18 protein-coding genes are annotated in these 21,523 nt (G+C 36.4%); 5 read left to right on the top strand and 13 right to left on the bottom strand.

Annotation, left to right across the window (positions count from 1 at the left end; genetic code table 11):
* Window positions 1-22 precede the first annotated feature (22 nt).
* The 4 genes from CJ191_RS06120 to CJ191_RS06105 form a co-directional block, all read right to left on the bottom strand.
* Complete coding sequence (locus tag CJ191_RS06120) at window positions 23-1,048, bottom strand: L-threonylcarbamoyladenylate synthase (protein WP_102199294.1); 1,026 nt, start codon at window positions 1,046-1,048, stop codon at window positions 23-25.
* A 56-nt stretch (window positions 1,049-1,104) separates the two neighbouring features.
* On the bottom strand, window positions 1,105-1,968 hold the full coding sequence (gene prmC / locus CJ191_RS06115; protein WP_070468749.1) for a peptide chain release factor N(5)-glutamine methyltransferase: 864 nt from the start codon (window positions 1,966-1,968) through the stop codon (window positions 1,105-1,107).
* Window positions 1,961-3,034, bottom strand: a complete 1,074-nt coding sequence (gene prfA, locus CJ191_RS06110) for a peptide chain release factor 1 (RefSeq protein ID WP_070468747.1) — start codon at window positions 3,032-3,034, stop codon at window positions 1,961-1,963. The genes prmC and prfA overlap by 8 nt, the downstream gene beginning before the upstream one ends.
* A 73-nt stretch (window positions 3,035-3,107) precedes the next feature.
* Entirely contained in the window at window positions 3,108-3,728 is a 621-nt protein-coding gene (locus CJ191_RS06105; protein WP_070468746.1) for a thymidine kinase, read from the bottom strand.
* 225 nt (window positions 3,729-3,953) lie between these two features.
* Between CJ191_RS06105 and CJ191_RS06100 the strand changes: the two genes are divergently transcribed.
* Both CJ191_RS06100 and CJ191_RS06095 read left to right on the top strand, forming a co-directional pair.
* A complete protein-coding gene (locus CJ191_RS06100; protein ID WP_102199293.1) occupies window positions 3,954-5,306 on the top strand; it encodes a Mur ligase family protein in 1,353 nt (450 codons plus the stop codon).
* Entirely contained in the window at window positions 5,306-5,980 is a 675-nt protein-coding gene (locus CJ191_RS06095) for a type 1 glutamine amidotransferase (protein WP_102199292.1), read from the top strand. The genes CJ191_RS06100 and CJ191_RS06095 overlap by 1 nt, the downstream gene beginning before the upstream one ends.
* Window positions 5,981-6,236: 256 nt before the next feature.
* Here CJ191_RS06095 and CJ191_RS06090 read toward each other — a convergent pair whose 3' ends face one another.
* The 3 genes from CJ191_RS06090 to CJ191_RS06080 form a co-directional block, all read right to left on the bottom strand.
* Entirely contained in the window at window positions 6,237-8,078 is a 1,842-nt protein-coding gene (locus tag CJ191_RS06090) for an ABC transporter ATP-binding protein (RefSeq protein WP_070468740.1), read from the bottom strand.
* A complete protein-coding gene (locus tag CJ191_RS06085; RefSeq protein WP_070468738.1) occupies window positions 8,078-9,793 on the bottom strand; it encodes an ABC transporter ATP-binding protein in 1,716 nt (571 codons plus the stop codon). The genes CJ191_RS06090 and CJ191_RS06085 overlap by 1 nt, the downstream gene beginning before the upstream one ends.
* 95 nt (window positions 9,794-9,888) lie before the next feature.
* Window positions 9,889-11,124, bottom strand: coding sequence for an AI-2E family transporter (locus CJ191_RS06080; RefSeq protein WP_102199291.1), 1,236 nt, complete (start codon window positions 11,122-11,124; stop codon window positions 9,889-9,891).
* 148 nt (window positions 11,125-11,272) lie between these two features.
* Between CJ191_RS06080 and CJ191_RS06075 the strand changes: the two genes are divergently transcribed.
* Both CJ191_RS06075 and CJ191_RS06070 read left to right on the top strand, forming a co-directional pair.
* Entirely contained in the window at window positions 11,273-12,295 is a 1,023-nt protein-coding gene (locus CJ191_RS06075; protein WP_083272810.1) for a lactonase family protein, read from the top strand.
* A 16-nt stretch (window positions 12,296-12,311) separates the two neighbouring features.
* Window positions 12,312-12,935 (top strand): flavin reductase family protein, encoded by a 624-nt coding sequence (locus CJ191_RS06070; RefSeq protein ID WP_102199290.1) that lies wholly within the window; start codon window positions 12,312-12,314, stop codon window positions 12,933-12,935.
* A gap of 70 nt (window positions 12,936-13,005) precedes the next feature.
* Here the strand turns inward: CJ191_RS06070 and CJ191_RS06065 are convergent, their stop codons facing one another.
* From CJ191_RS06065 to CJ191_RS06045, 5 genes are all read right to left on the bottom strand, one after another.
* Complete coding sequence (locus CJ191_RS06065) at window positions 13,006-13,962, bottom strand: ABC transporter permease (RefSeq protein WP_070468734.1); 957 nt, start codon at window positions 13,960-13,962, stop codon at window positions 13,006-13,008.
* On the bottom strand, window positions 13,962-15,041 hold the full coding sequence (locus CJ191_RS06060; RefSeq protein WP_102199289.1) for an ABC transporter permease: 1,080 nt from the start codon (window positions 15,039-15,041) through the stop codon (window positions 13,962-13,964). Before CJ191_RS06060 ends, CJ191_RS06065 begins: the two co-directional genes overlap by 1 nt.
* The gene (locus tag CJ191_RS06055) at window positions 15,028-16,599 is read right to left on the bottom strand and encodes an ABC transporter ATP-binding protein (protein WP_070468779.1); all 1,572 of its coding nucleotides are present in this window, start codon (window positions 16,597-16,599) and stop codon (window positions 15,028-15,030) included. The genes CJ191_RS06060 and CJ191_RS06055 overlap by 14 nt, the downstream gene beginning before the upstream one ends.
* 113 nt (window positions 16,600-16,712) lie before the next feature.
* Complete coding sequence (locus tag CJ191_RS06050; RefSeq protein WP_070468730.1) at window positions 16,713-17,783, bottom strand: BMP family lipoprotein; 1,071 nt, start codon at window positions 17,781-17,783, stop codon at window positions 16,713-16,715.
* Window positions 17,784-18,193: 410 nt separating this feature from the next.
* Window positions 18,194-18,718, bottom strand: coding sequence for a PTS sugar transporter subunit IIA (locus CJ191_RS06045; RefSeq protein WP_102199288.1), 525 nt, complete (start codon window positions 18,716-18,718; stop codon window positions 18,194-18,196).
* Window positions 18,719-18,923: 205 nt separating this feature from the next.
* Between CJ191_RS06045 and CJ191_RS06040 the strand changes: the two genes are divergently transcribed.
* Window positions 18,924-19,754, top strand: a complete 831-nt coding sequence (locus tag CJ191_RS06040) for an undecaprenyl-diphosphate phosphatase (RefSeq protein WP_102199287.1) — start codon at window positions 18,924-18,926, stop codon at window positions 19,752-19,754.
* Between the two features lie 209 nt (window positions 19,755-19,963).
* Here the strand turns inward: CJ191_RS06040 and CJ191_RS06035 are convergent, their stop codons facing one another.
* Complete coding sequence (locus CJ191_RS06035; protein ID WP_070468724.1) at window positions 19,964-21,319, bottom strand: aspartate kinase; 1,356 nt, start codon at window positions 21,317-21,319, stop codon at window positions 19,964-19,966.
* Between the last annotated feature and the right edge of the window lie 204 nt (window positions 21,320-21,523).

Here is a 21,523-nt window from a genome sequence, read left to right as displayed (position 1 = left end):
AATCCAATTCTATTATCTAACTTTATTCTACCACGGTTGAGCTCGCTTTTATCAAACGATTACGATAAGCCCCATTTTTTTCGGTATCGGGATACAATTCTACAACAATTTGTTGGATATTTTTATGTTCATCAAACGTTCTTAAGACAGCAAATAGCTGTTGTGTAGCGGTTTCTATCGTTGGTCCAAGAGATACTACTGACTCCACTAGTGTTTTGTATTTTTCAACATTCTGTACACTAGTTGCTAGTCCTACCTTAATCGACTGATCGGCTAATTCTGATAGCACTTGCGCTAGCTTTTCAGAGGAAACAGCTAAAACTGGTTGATCGGGACTGTAATGAATATATTTCATTCCTGGTGCTTTTGGTGCTTCCTCTGCATTGTTTGCAATGGTACCTCCCAGATAAATAGGCATATTCTTTACCACTGCTCCCAACATAGATTTCGTAATATAACCAGGTCTTAAAATAACCAAGCCTCTTGGATCCGTTAAATCTAACACCGTAGATTCAACGCCAATTCGTGTGGGTTCAGCATTTACAACACCGCCAATTCTGCCATCGAAATCATGCATAACGTGTGCGACTTGTGTTGGACTAGGTTTACCAGAAATATTTGCTGAAGGGCCAACGATTGGAAAGCCAGTTGCCCGAATAAGACTTCTTGTAGTGGCGTGATCTGGTAAGCGTATACCGACTGTATCCATACCGCCGGTTACTACACTAGGAAATGTATTTGGCTTCACTGGTACAACTAAGGTCAAGGGCCCCGGCCAGAATGCTTTAGTAAGATCATCGATTAAATGATGTCGGACACTATCATCATCAATCATATAATCGAAGATATCTTCAGGGTCTGCAATATGTACGATTAATGGATTATCACTAGGTCGCCCCTTTACTGAATACACAGATTTAACTGCGTCAGCATTATTCGCAATTGCGCCTAAACCAAAAACAGTTTCAGTAGGAAATGCCACCAGTTGACCATCTTGTAACATTTTAGCGCCTATTTCAATTTCTTCAGATTGAATAATTTTTGTCATATAGCCATAACGCCTTTCATATTAAATACTTTTGACTTTTATCATACTATTTCTAATCACGAATGATGGATAACAAGAATTCTATCATTACCTGTATAATCCTGCTCAATAGATACTGTAGCATCCGGCAGTTTGAGACGGCTGATAGCACCTTCAACTAACAGATTCCCCTGTCGGTAACCAAACTCACCGATAAAATAACCTGGCTTAGCTATGTAATGATGTAATTGCTCGAAGATACGCCAATAAATTTGATAGCCATTTTCTTCAGCAAATAGCGCCAGTTCTGGTTCAAATAATAGAGTAGATTTAGACATCATATTCGTTTCATCCAATCCTATATACGGTGGGTTTGAAATAATGAGATCAAATTGCTGACCTATAACTGGGTTAAAAAGATCACCTAAACGAAAATCGATAGTAATTTGCTTTTCCTCTGCATTTTGTTGGGCAATTGATAAGGCTTCTTCAGAGATATCTGTAGCTGTTACCTGCAAATTTGGAAAGCGTTGTTTTAATGTGATAGCAATAATACCAGTTCCAGTACCGATATCTAATACGCGTGCATTGTTAGCAATCTGCCCCTTATTGATTAAATCGATAATATATGACACTAAATCTTCAGTTTCTTGTCTTGGAATAAGGGTTGCTGGTGAAACTTTAAATGGTTCACCGTAAAACCATGCTTTACCAACTAAATATTGCCAAGGATAATCTTCGTTAACCACACGTTTTATAGCTGATTGATAAGCAGCTTTTAAATGGCTAGGCATAGTATGATTTTGCTTAAGTACCCAATCTGACACAGAAAAACCTGCTAAATCTAACAATAGATGGTAAGCAATTTCTGGTTCCTGGTGATTTTCTTCTAAAAAAGAAGAGGCCCATATTTGGACCTCTAAATACGTTTGATTAATCATTTAACTCCTCTAACTTATTGGCTTGATCGGCTAATAGTAAAGCATCAACGATTTCGTCCAATTCACCTGTCATAATCCGATCTAATTTTTGAATAGTTAAACCGATTCGGTGATCAGTCACACGATTTTGGGGATAATTATAGGTACGAATACGTTCTGAACGATCTCCTGTACCAACAAGATTTTTACGTTGAGAATCGTACTCATTTTGTTGTTCTGAAGCAATCTTTTCATATACGCGTGAACGTAAAATCATCATTGCCTTCTCTCTATTTTGTTGTTGCGAACGTTGGTCTTGCATAGATACAACAATGCCTGTTGGTTCATGTGTTAAACGAACTGCTGAAGAAGTTTTGTTAACGTGCTGACCACCTGCACCCGAAGCGCGGAAAATATCAACTCGGATGTCGCTATCATCCAAATCAAAATCAATATCTTCTAGTTCCGGCATAACACCAACTGTTGCAGTTGAAGTATGTACACGCCCTTGAGATTCTGTATCTGGTACACGTTGTACACGATGAGCACCTGATTCAAATTTTAATTTTGAATATACATTGTCACCTTGAATCTGTAAAGTAATTTCTTTAAAACCACCAATATCGTTACTAGATGACTCCACCACTTCAACGCGCCAACCTTGGTTTGTGGCATAACGACTGTACATTTCGTACAGGTCACCGGCAAATAATTGCGCCTCATCTCCACCAGCTGCCCCACGAATTTCCATGATGATGTTTTTATCATCATTTGGATCAGAAGGAATCATTAAACGTTTAATTTCTTCTTCAAGGCTTTCACGTTCTTCTTTTAACTCTTTTAATTCTTCTTTCGCTAATTCTGTCATTTCATCATCTGAGGACTCAGCTAACAATTCCTCAGTATCTTCTATTTCTTGTATTACATTTTTATAGTGACTGAATGTTTCAACTTTTGGTCTTAAATCAGCTTCTTCTTTTGAAATCGCACGGAAACGTTGATTATCATTAATGACATCCGGGTCACTCATTAATTCAGTTACTTCCGCATAGCGTGCAATAAATGAATCTAATTGATCTGTAAACATTTTTTCAACTCTTTTCTACTACTTTAATTCAAACTTACTTTATCTCCTATTTTTCTGAAAAATGATAGGGATCTTATTCGCTTATGTTACGCTCAATATAAATTTTACCATCTTTTAACGGCGGCCGGTGATAATGTTTACGACAAACAGGATAATAAGCTTCATTTCCACCAATTTGTACTTGTTCACCCTCATACACTGGTTTACCATCTGCCACACGCATATTCATAATTGCTTTCTTTGCACAGAACCAGCATATCGTTTTAACTTCTTCAATCTTATCAGCCAACAGCAATAAGTATTTAGAACCTTCAAACAAGTTGTTTAAAAAATCATTTTTCAAACCAAAAGCCATTACTGGTATATCTAGTTCGTCGACTATTCGGGCTAATTGATAAATGTGTTCTTTTGATAAAAACTGGGCTTCATCAATTAAAACACAATAAATCTTTTGATTATTCTCTCGCATATATGTCGTTAAATCTTCATACACATCTGTCTCCGTCATTATAGCTCGTGCTTTTCTCTCTTCCCCCACACGACTAGATACATTACCTACTCCTGCACGGTTATCAACACCACTTGTATACACCAAGACATGTTTATTTTGTTCTTCATAGTTATGTGCTACCTTAATGATTTCAAAGGATTTACCACTGTTCATCGCACCGTAACGGAAAAATAACTGAGCCATCCAAACACTCCCATAATTTTAATATCAATATACTAGCTATTTATTTTACTTTTATTCCCCCTACTAGTCAATTTTATTTCCTAGAATATATGAGGATTTGCGATAAAAGTTTAAAGAATTTTTAAATGACATGTTTTTTTTTTGAAAACTACGCACTTATGGTAAAATTATCTCACTGAGCGTTCGTTTAAATAGCGCAAAACAAATGATTTGAGGAGTGCCAAAATGAAATTTAAGAGTCATCTAGCAACAGTTGCTGGGCGTACAAGCCAACAATTATTAAAGAAATTTACAAGTGGTGGTACTTCTTTACCTGGTAAAATTGCACAACAGATTGATCCTAATATTTTAAAAACCTTAGGTGAAAACTATCGTGTCGTAATCATTACTGGAACAAACGGTAAAACAGTTACCACTGCCTTAACAGTAAATATTTTAAAACAAAAATTTGAACATGTCATGACCAACAATTCTGGTTCAAACATGCTGCAAGGTATCGTGTCTTCATTTATCGAAGATTCAGCTAATAAATCTAAAGATAAGGTAGCAGTACTTGAGGTGGACGAAGCATCTTTACGTCATATTACAGAACATATTAAACCAGAAGTTATTTTAACTACCAACATTTTCCGTGATCAAATGGACCGATACGGTGAAATTTATACAACATATGATTTCATTTTACAAGGTGCAGCTAAAGCGAAAAGTGCAATTTTAATGCAAAATGGTGATGCACCGATTTTCTCTTCACGAAAAGTTGACAACAAACAAGTATTCTTTGGTTTCAATGCTGAAGATCAGTCACAAGATTTCCTAGCAGATAATAACACTGATGGTGTTATCTGCCCAAATTGTGAACATGTCCTACACTACCACAGTATTACTTATAGCAATTTGGGGGATTACTTCTGTCCAAACTGCGGTGTTCATCGTCCAGAACTGACATATCAAGTCGAAGAAATCAATGAATTAACACCTGAATCAGCTAAATTTACGATTGATGGATACCAATATAGTATCCCAGTTGCCGGCCTTTATAATGTATATAATGCCTTATCCGCTTATTCACTTGGTCGTTACTTTGAGGTAAGCCAAGAAGCAATTGCTAAAGGTTTACAGGGAGCTAAACGTATTTTTGGTCGACAAGAAGCAATCGATGTAGAAAGTCACGACCTACGCATCAACTTAATCAAAAATCCTGTAGGTTTAAATCAAATTATCGAGTTATGTCTCTTAGAAAAAGCACCTTATACTTTAATCACAGTGCTAAACGACCGCCCTGCTGATGGTCAAGATGTTTCATGGATTTGGGATGGGAACTTTGAGAAATTAGCAGAAATGGATAATATTGAAGCAAGTTATGTATCAGGCATTCGAGTAGCCGATTTAACAAAACGTATGGTAGTTGCTGGCTTTAACCAAGACCAATTAATTCAATTGGATAATCCAAATGCAGTTATTGAAACCGTTAAGAAAGCCCCTACCAAAAAAGTTTATATCCTAGCAACTTATACAGCTATGCTAGCAATTAGAAAAGAACTAGCCGAGTCAGGATACGTGAAGGAGCGCATGAGTTAATGGATAAAACTTTAAAAATCGCCCATCTTTATGGGAACTTAATGAATACATACGGTGATAATGGCAACTTATTGATGCTTCAACATGCAGCCAAGCAACAAAATGTACTCGTAGAAACAGAATTGGTATCCATTGGCGACAAGTTTGACCCTAAAAAATTTGACCTTGTCTTCTTTGGTGGAGGCCAGGACTACGAACAAAAAATTGTTGCTCGAGATATCCAATTAAAAAAAGAAGCCCTGACTGAATATATTGAAAATGAGGGTGTGACAATTGGTATTTGTGGTGGTTTCCAATTATTAGGAAAGTACTACATTAATGCTGCAGGTGAGCGATTGGAAGGTATTGGTGCTTTAGACCATTACACATTAAATCAAGATAATAACCGCTTTATCGGTGATATTGTGATTGAAAATGAAAGATTTGGTCAAACTTACTATGGTTATGAAAACCATAATGGTCGTACTTTTCTTGGAGAAAATACACAGCCCTTAGGCAAAGTTATTACTGGATTTGGTAACAATGGCGAAGACCAAACAGAAGGTGTAATGTACAAAAATACCTTTGGGTCATACTTCCACGGCCCACTATTAGTCCGTAACGAACAATTAACCAATGAAATTGTCAATTTAGCCATCAAGAATATGGCGTCAAGATTCTCACAAGAAAACTAATCTGGTAAAGTCTATCAGCTATTATTAAGAATTGTTAAACGTGTGATTAGTTGTTCAAATTTAGGCTTCCAACAATATAGTAACGCTCACAGCTAACCCTGATGGAAAAAATCGTTTTTGGCATAACAAGATATCATTTTACTGGTTTTCCAACTAACCAATTGTTGGTACCGACTAGAATAATAGGCTATTTATTCCTTTACAAAAAATGCGACCCGTAGTTTTACGGATCGCATTTTTTGCTAACTATATTATTTTATTCAACTTCCCCTTTTACAAATTGTGAATTGTATAAGTTGTAGTAGAATCCTTTCTGTGCTAATAATTCTTCGTGATTACCCGTCTCGATGACATCTCCGTGGTCCAAGACAATAATATTATCTGCGTCTTGAATAGTTGATAATCGATGAGCAACAACAAAAGATGTTCTACCTTCAAGTAATTGATTCATCGCTTTTTGGATTAATTTCTCTGTACGGGTATCAATAGATGATGTTGCTTCATCCAAAATCAATATTTCTGGATCAGACATAAATGCACGGGCAATCGTTATTAATTGACGTTGACCTTGTGAAATATTCGATCCATCTTGGTTTATAACCGTATCATATCCATCAGGTAATGTTCGAACGAAATCATCTACGTGAGCTGCTTTAGCTGCACGCACTACCTCCTCACGACTTACATTCGCTTTATTTGATCCATATGCAATATTATCGGCAATCGAAGCATTAAATAACCAAGTATCTTGTAATACCATACCCATTCTTGATCGTAACACTTCTTGATCAATATCTCTAGTATCAACACCATCGTACTTGATTGACCCTCCAGAAATATTATAGAAGCGTTCAATCAGGTTAATAATCGTAGATTTACCAGCTCCAGTTGGACCTACAATTGCTACCATTTGGCCTGGTTCAACTGTTAAGTTGAAATCGGTCATTAATAGGTTTTCATCTCCCGGCTCGTAGCCAAATTGTACGTGATCAAAAATCATTTTGTAATTCGTTTCAATTGCAGGTTGTCCTGAGGAAACTTGCGCCATCTCTTCAACATCAAGAAACTCGAAAATACGTTCGATAGCCGCCACCATGCGTTGTAATTGGTTAATCATATTAGCTGTTTGTTTTAAAGGTTCTGATAAGATACCCGCATATTGTAGCATCGCTTGAACATCCCCAATGACCATAGCACCATTAGCTACTGAAAAACCACCGACAATCGCTACTGCGACATAACCAAAGTTTTTAGCTAAGTTCATTAACGGCATTAAGATTCCTGAAATAAATTGGGCTTTCCAAGATACTGCATAGTATTCTGCTGATTTCTCTTCGAATTCGGCAATTTTTCGTTCATTTTGATTAAAAGCATTATTCTCAATTTGACCCGAATAATTTTCTTCAATATATGCGTTCATATTCCCTTGTACTCTTTGTTGTGCAGCGAATAATCTTTGTGACACTGGTGTAATAGATAACATCACAATCGTTGAAAGCAAAATCGTACCAGCCGCAATTAATGTCATTTTTGGACTGATTAAAGTCATCATAGTTAAAGTTGAAACAAACTGGGTACTTGACATTAAAACTTGTTGTAAAGTTTGTTGTAAGGACATAGCAATCGCTTCAACATCGTTGATAGCACGTGACATGATTTCACCATTTGGTGTAGCGTCTAAGAATGAAATTGGTAAACGATTTAATTTTTTACGCATATCATTTCTTAAATCTTCAATAACACGTTGGGCTGTACGACTTAGTAAAGCCCCTTGTAAAAAATTAAATAAAGCACTTAACATATAGAAAGCAATCACTTTTGTTAAGATTTTTGCTAATTCTGTGTAGTCAATTACATACATTTCTTGACCATTCACATTTTGTAAACCATTACTTACACCATCGGTAATTAAGGTAGTCGCTTGACCTAAAATACGTGGTGATACAATTTGAAATGCCGTGGCTAAAATAATAAGGACGATAATTAGTAGGAAAGTCCACTTTCTGCTCGCCATATATTTTATGAAGCGACCTAAGGTTGACCAAAAGTTTTTTGGTTTATAACGGCGTCCTGCTAGTTCATTTTTATTATTCGCCATTAGTCCGCCCCCTTAATTTGTGATTCAACAATTTCTCTGTAAATATCGTTTGACATCAGTTCATCATGCGTACCAATACCAGAAATTTCACCCTTATCAAGAACAACGATTGTATCCGCATCGCGAATAGTTGACACTCGTTGTGCAATAATAATCGTAGCAGCATTCTCAGTAACTTCTTTTAAGGCGCCTCTTAGATTACGGTCAGTTGTGTAGTCTAGAGCTGAGAATGAATCATCAAAAAGATAGATATTGGCTTGTTTTACAATCGCACGAGCAATACATAACCTTTGCTTTTGACCACCAGAGAAGTTATTGCCGCCTTGAGCAACATGAGCATCTAATCCTTCAGGTAGTTCCCGAACGAACGATTCTGATTGTGCAATACGCAAGGCATGCCATAGTTCCTCATCTGTTGCTTCTCTATTTCCATATTTTAAGTTTTCTCGAATTGTTCCAGAGAATAGATTCGCTTTTTGCGGTACGTATCCGACAAGGTCTCGTAGATTACTCAATGATAAATCACGTACATCATGATGGTTTATTTTAACTGCACCCTTACTTACATCAGAAAAACGTAATAATAAATTAGCGATTGTCGTCTTCCCAGAACCGGTCCCCCCAATAATGGCTAAGGTTTCACCTGGTTTAATTTGGAAGTTGATATCCTCAACCACATTATGCTCTGCATTACCGAATCTGAAGGCAACATCTTCAAAGGCTACTTCTCCTGGAGTTTGGCGATCAATAGTGATGGGATTTTTGGGTGAATGGATGGTGATTTCTGTATCTAAAATCTCATTAATACGTTGGGCTGATACTTGCGCACGTGGCAAAATTACAAAAATCATACCTAACATCATAAAGGAGAACATGATAATAAATGAGTAGTTCACGAACGAAAGGATAACACCAACACTTAATTTTTGTGCTGCTACTAGTTGGGCACCACGCCAAGATAAGGTGATGTTAGTCAGTGACAAAATCGTTGTCATGATAGGCATTAAAAAAGACATCCGGAACATCGCTTTAATCGCTGTATCCGCATAATCTTTATTGGCTTTTGCAAAACGATTAACTTCAAAATCAGACTTGTTAAAGGCTCTTACTACCCGTACACCAGTTAACCCTTCTCGGAAAATCAGGTTTAAATTATCGACTTTTCGTTGCATAGATTTAAAGTAAGGTGACACAATGCGTAAAATGATAAAAATTAAAAAGGCCAATACTGGACCAGAAACTGCATAAACTAAACTTAATTCAGGACTGGCTAACACCGCCATTACAACTGCAGCCAATAACATCGCTGGAGATAGTAAAACCATCCGCATGATCATCATCACAGTGACTTCAACTTGCTGGATGTCGTTTGAAGAACGAGTAATCAATGATGCCTCGCCATAATCTCCCATATTTTCTTTTGAAAAATGTAAAACTTTAGCATATATTTCATTTCGTAATTTTCTACCCAAGTCCTGGCTCGTACGTGCTGAAATGTATACAGATATACCTGCAGAAATAATCACTAACATCGTAATTAAGATCATCTGCCCACCAATACGATAGATAGCTTGCATATCTCCTGCTGCAACACCGTCATCGATAATGCGAGCAGTCTGCGTCGGTAATAATAACTCTCCTATGGCTTGTGTTAAGGCAAAAACAACTGCCCCAAACATCGCCCACGGTGGAATTCGTTTAATCAAACGCCACATATAATTCCTCCTTTATATAACTAATATTGCAAACAATTTGAATATTGCCTCAACTTAAAATTATACGCCCTTTTGATTAAATAAACAAATAATTGTTACTTTCCGGGTGTCTCCTCAAAATTAAAGTCATCCAAGATACTTTCATCTTCAGCATATAAACCTGAAACGCGTTTATACCACGAGAAGAAGTGTTTAAGAATGACTTTGATTACCGCATAAATTGGAATAACAAATACAACACCTACCACGCCAAAAATACTTCCTGCTGAAATCAATAGCAGCATAATAGTTACTGGGTGAATAGCCATATTTGACCCGAGTACTTGTGGCGAAATGACTCGACTCTCAATTGTTTGCTCAATTGCAAATATAACCAACACTTTCACAATCATCATAGGACCAATCACAATAGCCACAATAATGGCAGGAATCATAGCTAGAAAAGATCCTATATAAGGAATAACATTTAAAAATCCAGCGGCAATACCAATAATAACCCCATATGGTAAACCAACAATTGAATAACCAAGAACAAACATAATAGCTACAGCAATAGCCACAATAATTTGTCCCCGTATATATTGGCTAATTTGGAGATTCATATCGCTAATTAGGTTTAGGGTTGATTTACGGATTTTTATCGGTAAAAATTGTGCTAAATATGCTGGCATTTTATGACCATCACGTAACATATAGTACAGAATAATTGGTGCTGTGAATAAAGCAACAGTTACACGAGTGACTGTACCCACTATAGACGACACACTAGCAATTGCTGAATTTGCAATACTTTCCCAGTTGAAGGATGATAAGTCTTGTATATTGGCCATAATAGATTGCAAGACTAGATCCACTTGATCATACCAATCACCATGAATGAATGATTGCAAGCGATTTTGATAATTCGCCCAGATAGTATCCCAGTTATCAATTAAGTTACGCCCTTCATCTACTACCGTTGGAATTAAAGCTAATAGCCCTGTTACAACAACCGCAATTAATAAAAGTACAATTGCTGAACCCCAAGTTCGATTTAGTCCTTTTTTCTCAATTTGATTAACTAAGGGAACTGTCAAATAATAAAAGATAGCCGCAACAACTATCGGTAAAGAAACATATTGAATAAAAGAAATTACTGGGTCTAAAAGATACGATACTCGCGTAAACAAGCTCACAAATATGACAATTAAAATCCCAATCATTAAGCTGCCAGTATATTTGTTATTCAAAATATATTTAAAGAACCAGGAATTGGCAAAAGTACGTTTATTTTCAGCTAATTGCTGTTTATTCATATCCTGTATTTCTTCTGAATGAAATTTATCTTTCATAACGACCCCTCCTATATTACATATGTCCATTATAACAAATATTTTTATTCATATATGCCAATACAATCAGAGTAAAACTAGTTTTACTTTTAAAAAGAGCGTTTTCTTGTATAATAAAGTTATCTTAAGAAAGAGGGGAATTTTAATTATGGAAACGATTTATGTATCTGGCTATACGCGAGAAGACAATAAAGGCATTCATACCTTAACGCTTAATGCTGATAAGCAAGCTTTCGAGGCAAGTGAATTAATTATTGAAGAAAGTAACCCTACTTACATGAGTTTATCAAATGATGGACAACATCTATTTACCTTAAGCGATGGTGACGAACCTGGAGTTGCCCATTATGAAATTATTGATGGACGATTCTCTTTAAAAGATCGTATTAAGGTTTTCAACGAAAATGGATGCTATGTAACGTATGATGAAGAAACGAGTGTACTTTATGTTGCAAACTATAAAAAAGGCGAATTAGCTGTAATCAAAGTGAATGAAGATGGTACATTAACACTTACTGATTTGATCCAGCATACATCACCTGTTGGTCCTCATGAAAACCAAGATTTTGCACACGCACATTTTATTCATCCAACAAACGACCATCAGTTCATCCTTTCTTGTGATTTGGGAACGGATGAAGTGCATACTTACCAGCTAACTGATGATTATAAATTATCAGAAGTGAGTGTATATAAAGCTGCGCCAGGTACTGGTCCACGTCATCTAGCTTTCCACCACTCTAAACCAATTGTGTACTTACTTGGTGAATTAGATTACACAGTGGAAGTGTTAACTATTCAATCAGATGGTAGTTTAATTGCAGGTAATCGTTATCACACAATTCCTAGCGATTGGACTGAATTCAATTCATCAGCAGCTATCCGTCTTTCTCATGACAATAAATTTTTATATGTTTCAAACCGTGGGCACAACTCTATCACTGTCTTTGAAGTATCTGAAGATGGTCAAAGCTTGACTGAAATCCAAAACATATCAACTGAAGGAGATTTCCCACGCGATTTCAACTTCAATGCGGACGAATCCTTTGTAATTGTTGGTCATCAATTCCAACCACAAATTTCATTATTCACTCGTAATCAAACAAGTGGTTTACTATCTTACGTTGACAATACAAGTATTAACGAAATCGTTTGTGTAACACCGGTTTAAAGGAGCTCATTTATTAATGTATCATTTAGCAGCTAATCAAATTGATGAAAAATTACAGTATAAATTGCTATCTGGTGCCATTGTTCCGCGACCAATCGGTTGGATTACTAGTTTGAATAAGGAAACGGGTGTCATCAATTTGGCACCTTTTTCTTTTACTAGCGGAGCTGGGCAAAAAATGCCCCTTATCTCAGTGGCTATACTTAGAAAAGAAGATTTCTCCATTAAGGATACAGCGCGCAATTTGCTGAATCATCCTGAAGGCGTAATAAATATTGTTAGCAAAACATTCATTGATAAAATGAATGCAACAGCTGCTAAAGTACCTGCTGATGTCAGTGAACTCACTTTAGCAGATATCAAAATCCTTGATTCAAATAGTGTGACTGTTCCAGGTGTTCATGATGCTTTAATACGTTTAGAAGTCAAGGTATACCAATACATCCCTATTCGAGACCGAGATGAACATATCATCACCGATATGTTTATTCTTGAAGTGACTGACTACCACCTAGACGAATCTGTATACGATATAGAAAATGGTTACATACTTTATGATGGTTTGGCGCCTGTAGCAAGACTAGCAGGTAACCTATATACTGATATTACCGAACCTTATATTTTAGAGAGACCTGAATAAAGATACATAGCAATTAGAAAAAGGATTTGGTACATGCCAAATCCTTTTTCTAAAGTATAAAATAAATGGTTTATTTTGATTGGACAAAGGTTTTCCCTAAAGCTTTAGGTGCCTGCGCTCTACCTATAAACACTACCAATACAATAATTGTTAAGATATAAGGTGCTATATCTAAATACACTGACGGGATATCTTGAATAATAGGAATGTAGTTAGCTGTAACAGATAAGCTTTGTGCGAATCCAAAGAAGATTGCAGCTAACAAAGCACCTACTGGATGCCATTTTCCAAAAACCATAGCTGCCATAGCCATGAATCCTTGACCAGCAACAGTGATCACAGAAAATTCGTTCTGCACTGCTTGGGACTGAACGGCCCCTCCAATACCACCGAGTAAGCCTGAAATAAGCACCCCAGCATACTTCATTGCGTTAACATTAATACCTAGCGTTTCTGCAGCTTCTGGATGTTCACCTACTGACCGTATGCGTAAACCAAAACGACTCTTAAAGAGTAAAAACCAAGCCAATATTGCCAGTAAAATGCCTAAATAAGCTGGTCCAGAGGTATTTTGAAAGAAAATAGGTCCGATCACTGGAATGTTATTCAACCCTAAGATGTTATATGTCACAAAAGGTTTAGCCAATGGACCTGTTTGGGCTGCCCCGTATATGGCTCTAACTAGGAATACAGATAATCCTGGTGCTGCTAAGTTCAAAACTGTACCTGAAATTGTTTGATTAGCGCGGAAATGGATCGAAGAAACAGCATGAATAGCTGAATAAATTAAACCTACAAATCCCCCTACTAATAACCCAATCCAAGGTGTCATAGAACCCAAGGAGGCAGACATAGCAATATTGAATACGGCAGAGGCAAAAGCTCCCATGACCATAATCCCTTCTAAACCAATGTTTACCACACCTGATCGCTCAGAAAAAGTGCCACCGATAGCTGTGAAAATAAGGGGTGCGGCATACATCAAGGTTGATGACACAATTAGTTGTAAGATCGTACTTAATTCCATTATTGGTCCCCCTTTATCGTTTGCTTTTTACTTTTTCCAAATTTTTCTAAACTATAACTAATGATGTAAGACGAACCAATGAAGAAAATAATTGCTGCAGTGATCACACTCGCTAATTCATCAGGAACCCCTGCTCGATTTGGCATAAATGAAGCGCCAATGTTTAAAATACCAAACAAAATAGAAGCTAAGAAAGTGCCTAAAGGTGTTCCCATACCTAGTAACCCGACAGCGATACCATTAAAACCTTCAGAAGGTAGTGAAGTTAAGGTATATAAATTACCAAACGTACCGATTCCATGAATGACACCTGCTAAACCTGCTAATCCACCAGATAGAAAAATAGCTAAAACAATATTTTTCTCTACGTGAATGCCGGCATACTCTGCTGCTTCTTTGTTCAATCCGACAGCTTTTAATTCGAATCCCATCGTTGTATGTTTCATCACAAATCCATATAAAATCACCATAACTATTGCAATGAGTATCCCCATATTTAGACGAGAACCACCTGTTATCGTTGTAATGAAGCCAAGTGCTAAAGAAGCATTTTCTCCAACTTTTTCAGTCATATTCCCCGTACCAATCACTTCACGAATCAAATAATTCGTTGAATATAAAATGATATAGTTCAACATAATCGTCACTACGACTTCATTTGTTCCTAAATAAGCACGCAATACCCCTGCGATTGATGCGAATAAAGCACCTGATAATGTGCCAATAATTAACACACTAGGTACCATGATCACTTTCGGTACATCCGGAAATGCTAAAGCAAATGAAACCGATGATAGCCATCCTGCTAGTAATTGTCCAGACAAACCAATATTGAAGAAACCTGATTGATAAGCAACATTGAAGGCCAGACCGGTGAGCGTTAACACTGTCGCTTGTCTTAATACTTCACCAATAAAGTATGGACTTGATAATACTGTCATTATCATGGCATCGTACGCAGCTATTGGATTATATCCAAAAAACAACATAATTAAGGCGCCTAGAATAAAACCACTTACTATAGAAATAAAAGGAATTGTCAATTTCTCTATAAGGGTACGCGATTTAAATGCTTTCAACTGTTTCAACTCCTTCATCTATAGCGTCTTGTCCTACAGGATTTAAGTGACTTTGTACTCGTGCCTCTTTTAAGGATACACCAGCCATTAGTAAACCTAATTCTGTTTCATTTGTATCTTCAGCAGCGACGATTGCATTTATTTTCCCATCATGCATGACAGCAATCCGGTCAGCTACGCCCATAATCTCATCTAACTCAAAACTCATTAATAATACACTCTTCCCAGCATCCCGATGTTGTACTAATCGATCATGGACAAATTCAATTGCACCAACATCCAATCCTCTAGTCGGTTGCGCAGCAATTAATAAGTCTGGATTACGGTCTAATTCGCGCGCGATGATAACTTTCTGTTGGTTACCACCAGATAAAGCACCCGCTAAAGTTGCTTCACTTTCCGTTCTCACATCAAATTCACCAATCAAAATTTTTGCATGATCATTGATAAATTGATGGTTTAACAGACCGTTCTTTGAAAACGGCTTTTGATAGTAAGATTGCATCGCCATATTTTCTGCAATCGACCATTCTAAGAATAGCCCATGCTTTTGACGATCTTCTGGAATATGTCCTAATCCGGCTTCAGTAATCTTTCGAGGACGTTTATTCGTCACATCTTTCCCTGATAACGATACTTTTCCTGAAACTACCTTTCTCAAACCGGCAATTGCTTGAATTAATTCTGTTTGCCCATTTCCATCAATCCCAGCAATCCCCAAGATTTCTCCTGCTCGTACATCAAAATCAACAGATTTTACGGCCTGTAATCCGCGAGACTCATTCACAACTAGGTCCTTGACCTGTAAAATAACATCTCCCGTTTTAGCTGGTTGTTTTTCTACTTTGAAGTTAACATGGCGACCAACCATCATGTCTGCTAATTCTTGCTTATTTGTTTTTGCAACTTCTACAGTATCAATACTCTGACCACGCCGAATAACTGTGCAACGGTCAGCAACAGTGGTAATCTCATCTAATTTATGCGTAATTAGGATAATTGATTTGCCCTCAAGTGTCATAGCTTTCATGATATGCATTAATTCTTCAATTTCTTGGGGTGTTAATACGGCTGTTGGCTCATCAAAGATTAAAATATCTGCTCCTCTGTAGAGAGCTTTAATAATTTCTACTCGTTGTTGTTGACCAACAGAAATATCTTCAACGTATGCATCCGGATCTACGGCTAGCTGGTATTGATTGGATAATTCTTTAATTTTGTCATAAGCGGCTTTTTCATCTAGGTAACCAAATTTTGTGGATTCTTTTCCTAATACAATATTTTCTGCAACCGTAAATTTATCAATCAGCATAAAATGCTGATGAACCATCCCAATGCCTAACTTATTTGCATTATCTGGAGAACTAATATTTGCAACTTGACCGTTTACTAAGATTTCACCGGATGTTGGTGATAATAAACCAGATAAAATATTCATTAGTGTTGATTTTCCAGCACCATTTTCCCCTAATAAGGCATGAACTTCACCTTTTTTTAAATTGAAGTTGATCTTGTCGTTCGCTTTGTAATTACCAAAGATTTTGGTGATGTCACGCATTTCAATGACATTTTCATTTTGCACGTTTATTTTCCTCTTTTCTAACCTACTGTCCCAATCATAGGAAAAGCGTCAGTCAATTTGACTGACGCAATTTTCTTTTGCTATATTCCTCACTCTGCTGAATAAGAAAATTCTGGAACGTCAATTTCACCATCAATGATTTGTTGTTTCGCATCTTCAATTGTTGCCCAAGTTTCATCATCCAGGTTACCTTTAGTGACATCAACTGTCTTATCTGCTAAACCATATTCAACCAATTCCCCACCTGGAAACTCGTTTTCCATAGTTTGCTCTGTAATGGCAACGATTGCTGAACCTGTATCTTTAATTGTAGAAGTTAAAGTGAAGTTGCCTCCTGACCATTCACCTTCTTCAGTTTGATCACGGTCAACACCAATCACCCAGATGTTTGCTTCGCTATCAGCTTCTAAACGGTTACGAGCTTCTGTAAATACACCGTTACCTGAACCACCAGCTGCAGTATAGATGACATCCACACCACTTGTATACATAGCATTCGCAATTTGTTGACCAGTTGCTGCATCACCAAATGATTCAACATATTGTGCATCTACTTCAATTGAATCATCTACATAGGCAACGCCGGCTTTAAAACCAGTTTCAAAACGATCAATCCCAGGTGTTTTCATACCGCCCACAAAACCGACTTTGCCAGTTTCAGATGTTGATGCCGCAGCTATACCTGCTAAGAAAGCAGATTCTTGATCTTTAAAGGTCATAGAAACAACATTTGGTTGATCCACTTGTCCATCAATAAAGGCAAATTGTTGGTCTGGATTAGCAGGTGCTACTTCATTAAAAGTATCTTCTAACATGAAGCCCATACCGAAGATAATGTCATAACCATCTGCAATCGCAGTATTGAAGTTTGGTACGAAATCAGATGAATCTGTTGATTCGTAATATTGTACCTTATTGCCAGTTTCTTCTGACCAAGCTTGCATACCTTCCCAAGCTGATTGGTTAAACGAACGATCATCAACTCCACCTTCATCAGTAATCATACCAATGGCATAATCACCAGTAGCTTCAGTAGAAGACGAAGCCCCTGCTTGAGCATCAGAACTGCTAGATTCAGTACCAGCGTTTTGTCCTTGACATGCTGCTAAAGCAAATACAGAACCAGCTAATAAAACGATGTTTTTAAATTTTGTAGACATGTTTCTCCTCCAAATAACGAATGTTATGATTTTAAATTTTTATAATGTTCGCTTATTACAGGATTTATATTACGGCATAATTTAGACAAAGTAAAGTGTTTTTGTAAAAATAGTTCGTATTTTTTATTAATTTATCATTTTCTATTTAAAATTAAGTATTTTAACCATTTGTAATACGAACGATTATACAAATTTTTAGGTTAAATAAAAAAAGAGGCTGAAACAAAAATGTCTCAGCCTCTTTTTGCTATATGAGAATGTTTATAATTAAATTCCAAAAATCATCATTGTCCGATACTGCCCAAATGTCTCCAATAATATTTTATTATTGTTCGTTTTTTGGTCCAGTACGTTAATTCAAAACGACTTTTGTCTCACCTTCTTTGGTATATTAATCATGTATATTTGGATTAATGATCCGCTGTTACAGTACCTACTTCTGCACTATGCGTTACATGTCCTGATGCAGTTAATTGTAAGTTAGAAAAGTCTTCTAAATTTGTGAATACTACAACGATAAATTTTCCTTTGCCAGCAGAAGCTAACTGGTTTAAATCTACATTCGCGATTTTACTACCAACACTTACTTGATCACCTTCAGCTACAGTAACCTCAAATGGTGCACCATCTAATTCAACAGTATCAATCCCCATATGAACTAAGACTTCTACATCATCATCAGTTTTAATGTAGATTGCATGTTTAGTTGGGAAAATACTCATAACAGTACCAGCAACCGGTGCATACACATCTCCAGTTTCAGGTTCCACAGCATAACCGTCTCCCATCATTTTTTGTGAAAACACAGGATCATCCACTTGATCAATAGCTTTAAATTCGCCCGTTGCAGGAGCAAATAAAGTTTCTGCTAATTGAGAACTACTCGATTGTTTTGTAGTTTCTTTCTTCTTATTTTTCTTAAAAAAATTAAACATATGGCTCGCTCCTTAAGTATTCATTTTGTTAACTAGATTAATCATATCACAACCATAAAAATAATGACAATACTTCTATGAAGGGATTTCACCTTTCTAAACTTTAAAGAGTTCTTAAATTTATAATGTTTTTTTGTTTTATCCGATATTTTCATTTATACTAATTTGAGAAATAAATTAAACAAGAATGAAGGGAAATTGATAAATGTTAGATACATTAAAGGTGATTTTATTAGGTATCGTAGAGGGGATTACTGAATGGTTACCTATTTCATCAACTGGACATATGATTCTTTTGGAAGAATTTATTACTTTAAATGTCCGCCGAGAATTTTGGGATATCTTCCTCGTTGTCATTCAAGTTGGAGCTATTCTAGCTGTAGTATGGCTAAACTTTAACCAATTAAACCCATTTGCCCCAAGTAAGTCTAAAGCTGAAAAAGAAGAAACTTGGATGACTTGGTTTAAGGTATTTGTTGGTTGTTTACCTGCTGTGATTGCTGGGTTACTATTAGACTCTTGGATGGAAGCCCACTTGATGACTTGGTCGGTAGTAGCGATTACTTTGATTGTTTATGGTATTTGGTTTATCTGGATTGAGAATCGCAACCAAAATAAACAAGTAAAAATAGATACTATGACCGATTTGTCTTATATGGATGCGTTTAAAATTGGCCTATTCCAAGTACTTTCACTAGTCCCAGGAACATCACGTTCAGGTTCAACAATTCTAGGTGCAACTATTGTCGGTACGTCAAGACCATTGGCTGCGAACTTCTCATTCTTTATGAGTATCCCCATTATGTTTGGTGCTTCTGCATTAAAATTAATTAAAGCTTTCTTAAATGGCTTTGTTTTTACTGGAACAGAAATATGGTTACTCTTGGTTGGGATGGTTGTGGCTTTTATTATTTCCGTTTTAACGATTAAGCTATTCTTGAAATATATTAAAAGAAATGACTTCAAAGTATTTGGTTGGTACCGTATCGCTCTCGGTATTATAGTGTTCTTATATTTCTTACTATTTAATGCATAGGTTGTCTGTAAAATTTTAATCTAAAGAGGCTGGGACAAAATACCTCAGCCTCTTTTGATATATAAAAATGTTAATCATCGGGTTTCAAAAGTCAATATTGTCCGATACTTCCCAAAATGTGCCAATAATATTTCGTTATTGTTCGGCTTTTGGTCAAGTACGTCAATTCTAACGACTTTTGTTTCACCTTCTTTTTCTAAACTACAAATTTAGTTAAAAAACTCCTTATATATAGCTCGGACAGCGTCATCTTCTCGTTCTTCAATAATACCAAACATGACAGAAATTTCAGATGATCCTTGATTAATCATTTCCAAGTTGATATCAGCATTTGACAAGGCTTTGGTTGCTCTTGCAGTATTCCCGATATTCTCAATCATACCTTCACCCACAAGCATCAAAAGACTTAAATTGTCTCTTTTTTCGACAGCATCTGCAACAGTTTCAGCTTTGATTTCAGCTATCATTTCCTCTAATTCTTTCTTTGATAAAGCATCCTCTTTGAATATGACATCAATATCATCAATACCAGAAACAATATGTTCAAAAGAAACACCATATCTCTCTAATACAGATAATACACGACGTACAAATCCAACTTCTCTATTCATCATATATTTCTTGATATAAACAGAAGCAAATCCACTAGTTGATGCAATACCTGAAATAGCTAAATTATTTTTGGGACGAGTTCGTGTAATCAAAGTGCCAGGTGCATGTGGTTCGTTTGTATTTTTTACAGCTACAGGAATATCAGCAATAAAGGCGGGCTGTAACGCTTCGTCATGGAAAACAGAGAATCCTGCATAAGATAACTCACGCATTTCTGAATAAGTGAGTTGTTCAATCGCTACTGGATTATGGACGACACTTGGATTTGCCACATAAATTGAAGAAACATCCGTAAAGTTTTCATACATTGAAGCCTTTACACCGTTGGCTACGATTGCACCGGTAATATCAGAACCTCCACGAGAAAAGGTCACCAATTTTCCATCTTTGGTATAGCCGAAGAAACCAGGTATCACGATGATACCATCCTGTTTACGTAATTTATATAAATTTTGATAAGATTCAGGTAATACACGTGCTTGCCCTGGATTATCAGACAAAAATAAACCCGCATCTTGAGGATTTAGATAAGAAGCCTCATAACCTAGACCAGAAAAATACGCTGCAATTAACTGGGCATTAGCATCCTCACCAAAGGCCTTAATAGCATCCGTAAAATATGCAGGTTGTGCTGTAATACCTGAATTAATTAAATCATTCAATTGTTTTGAAATTTTATCTATGATAGCTAAATCCATTTCTAGCCCCTCAGCCGTATCTCTAAATCGATCAACAATTTGGTTAAAAGTAGCTGATGCATTTTCACTATCATGTAAAATCTCAGTAGCTAAGTCAATTAACAAGTCAGTTACCTTAATATCCGCTTTGTCACGCTTTCCTGGAGCAGAAACAATGACAAATTTACGGTCAGTATCACTGATTACGATATCTTTTACTTTCACCAGTTGTTCAGCTGATGCAACTGATGATCCTCCAAATTTTACTACTTTCATTTTTTCATTTCATCCCAATCCAATTTTAATGTATTATGAGCTATCTTATCATAAATATCAGATCTTATACAATAAGAAAAGCGGTTGATACCTGTAGCTATCAACCGCTCAATTTCAGGCTCTACAATATATAGGACTGATGACTAAAAAAGTCATTGGTCCAATTTTTTTCGCAAAAAAACGAGGATTCCATTATCATTAAGT

It is taken from the genome of Aerococcus viridans (genome assembly GCF_002871935.1).
Classification (GTDB): domain Bacteria; phylum Bacillota; class Bacilli; order Lactobacillales; family Aerococcaceae; genus Aerococcus; species Aerococcus viridans_B.
The sequence above is the reverse complement of the archived record's forward strand: the minus strand, read 5'-3'. Positions and strand labels throughout refer to the sequence as shown.

What these genes read in the sequence shown, in the direction of transcription:
- CJ191_RS06075 (WP_083272810.1), top strand. Translation starts at nt 11,273, where the DNA reads ATGGAAACGATTTATGTATCTGGCTATACGCGAGAAGACAATAAAGGC.
- CJ191_RS06080 (WP_102199291.1), bottom strand. Translation starts at nt 11,124, where the DNA reads ATGAAAGATAAATTTCATTCAGAAGAAATACAGGATATGAATAAACAG.
- CJ191_RS06100 (WP_102199293.1), top strand. Translation starts at nt 3,954, where the DNA reads ATGAAATTTAAGAGTCATCTAGCAACAGTTGCTGGGCGTACAAGCCAA.
- CJ191_RS06085 (WP_070468738.1), bottom strand. Translation starts at nt 9,793, where the DNA reads ATGTGGCGTTTGATTAAACGAATTCCACCGTGGGCGATGTTTGGGGCA.
- CJ191_RS06105 (WP_070468746.1), bottom strand. Translation starts at nt 3,728, where the DNA reads ATGGCTCAGTTATTTTTCCGTTACGGTGCGATGAACAGTGGTAAATCC.
- prmC (WP_070468749.1), bottom strand. Translation starts at nt 1,968, where the DNA reads ATGATTAATCAAACGTATTTAGAGGTCCAAATATGGGCCTCTTCTTTT.
- CJ191_RS06040 (WP_102199287.1), top strand. Translation starts at nt 18,924, where the DNA reads ATGTTAGATACATTAAAGGTGATTTTATTAGGTATCGTAGAGGGGATT.
- CJ191_RS06065 (WP_070468734.1), bottom strand. Translation starts at nt 13,962, where the DNA reads ATGGAATTAAGTACGATCTTACAACTAATTGTGTCATCAACCTTGATG.
- CJ191_RS06095 (WP_102199292.1), top strand. Translation starts at nt 5,306, where the DNA reads ATGGATAAAACTTTAAAAATCGCCCATCTTTATGGGAACTTAATGAAT.
- CJ191_RS06050 (WP_070468730.1), bottom strand. Translation starts at nt 17,783, where the DNA reads ATGTCTACAAAATTTAAAAACATCGTTTTATTAGCTGGTTCTGTATTT.
- CJ191_RS06035 (WP_070468724.1), bottom strand. Translation starts at nt 21,319, where the DNA reads ATGAAAGTAGTAAAATTTGGAGGATCATCAGTTGCATCAGCTGAACAA.
- CJ191_RS06045 (WP_102199288.1), bottom strand. Translation starts at nt 18,718, where the DNA reads ATGTTTAATTTTTTTAAGAAAAATAAGAAGAAAGAAACTACAAAACAA.
- CJ191_RS06070 (WP_102199290.1), top strand. Translation starts at nt 12,312, where the DNA reads ATGTATCATTTAGCAGCTAATCAAATTGATGAAAAATTACAGTATAAA.
- CJ191_RS06055 (WP_070468779.1), bottom strand. Translation starts at nt 16,599, where the DNA reads ATGCGTGACATCACCAAAATCTTTGGTAATTACAAAGCGAACGACAAG.
- prfA (WP_070468747.1), bottom strand. Translation starts at nt 3,034, where the DNA reads ATGTTTACAGATCAATTAGATTCATTTATTGCACGCTATGCGGAAGTA.
- CJ191_RS06090 (WP_070468740.1), bottom strand. Translation starts at nt 8,078, where the DNA reads ATGGCGAATAATAAAAATGAACTAGCAGGACGCCGTTATAAACCAAAA.
- CJ191_RS06120 (WP_102199294.1), bottom strand. Translation starts at nt 1,048, where the DNA reads ATGACAAAAATTATTCAATCTGAAGAAATTGAAATAGGCGCTAAAATG.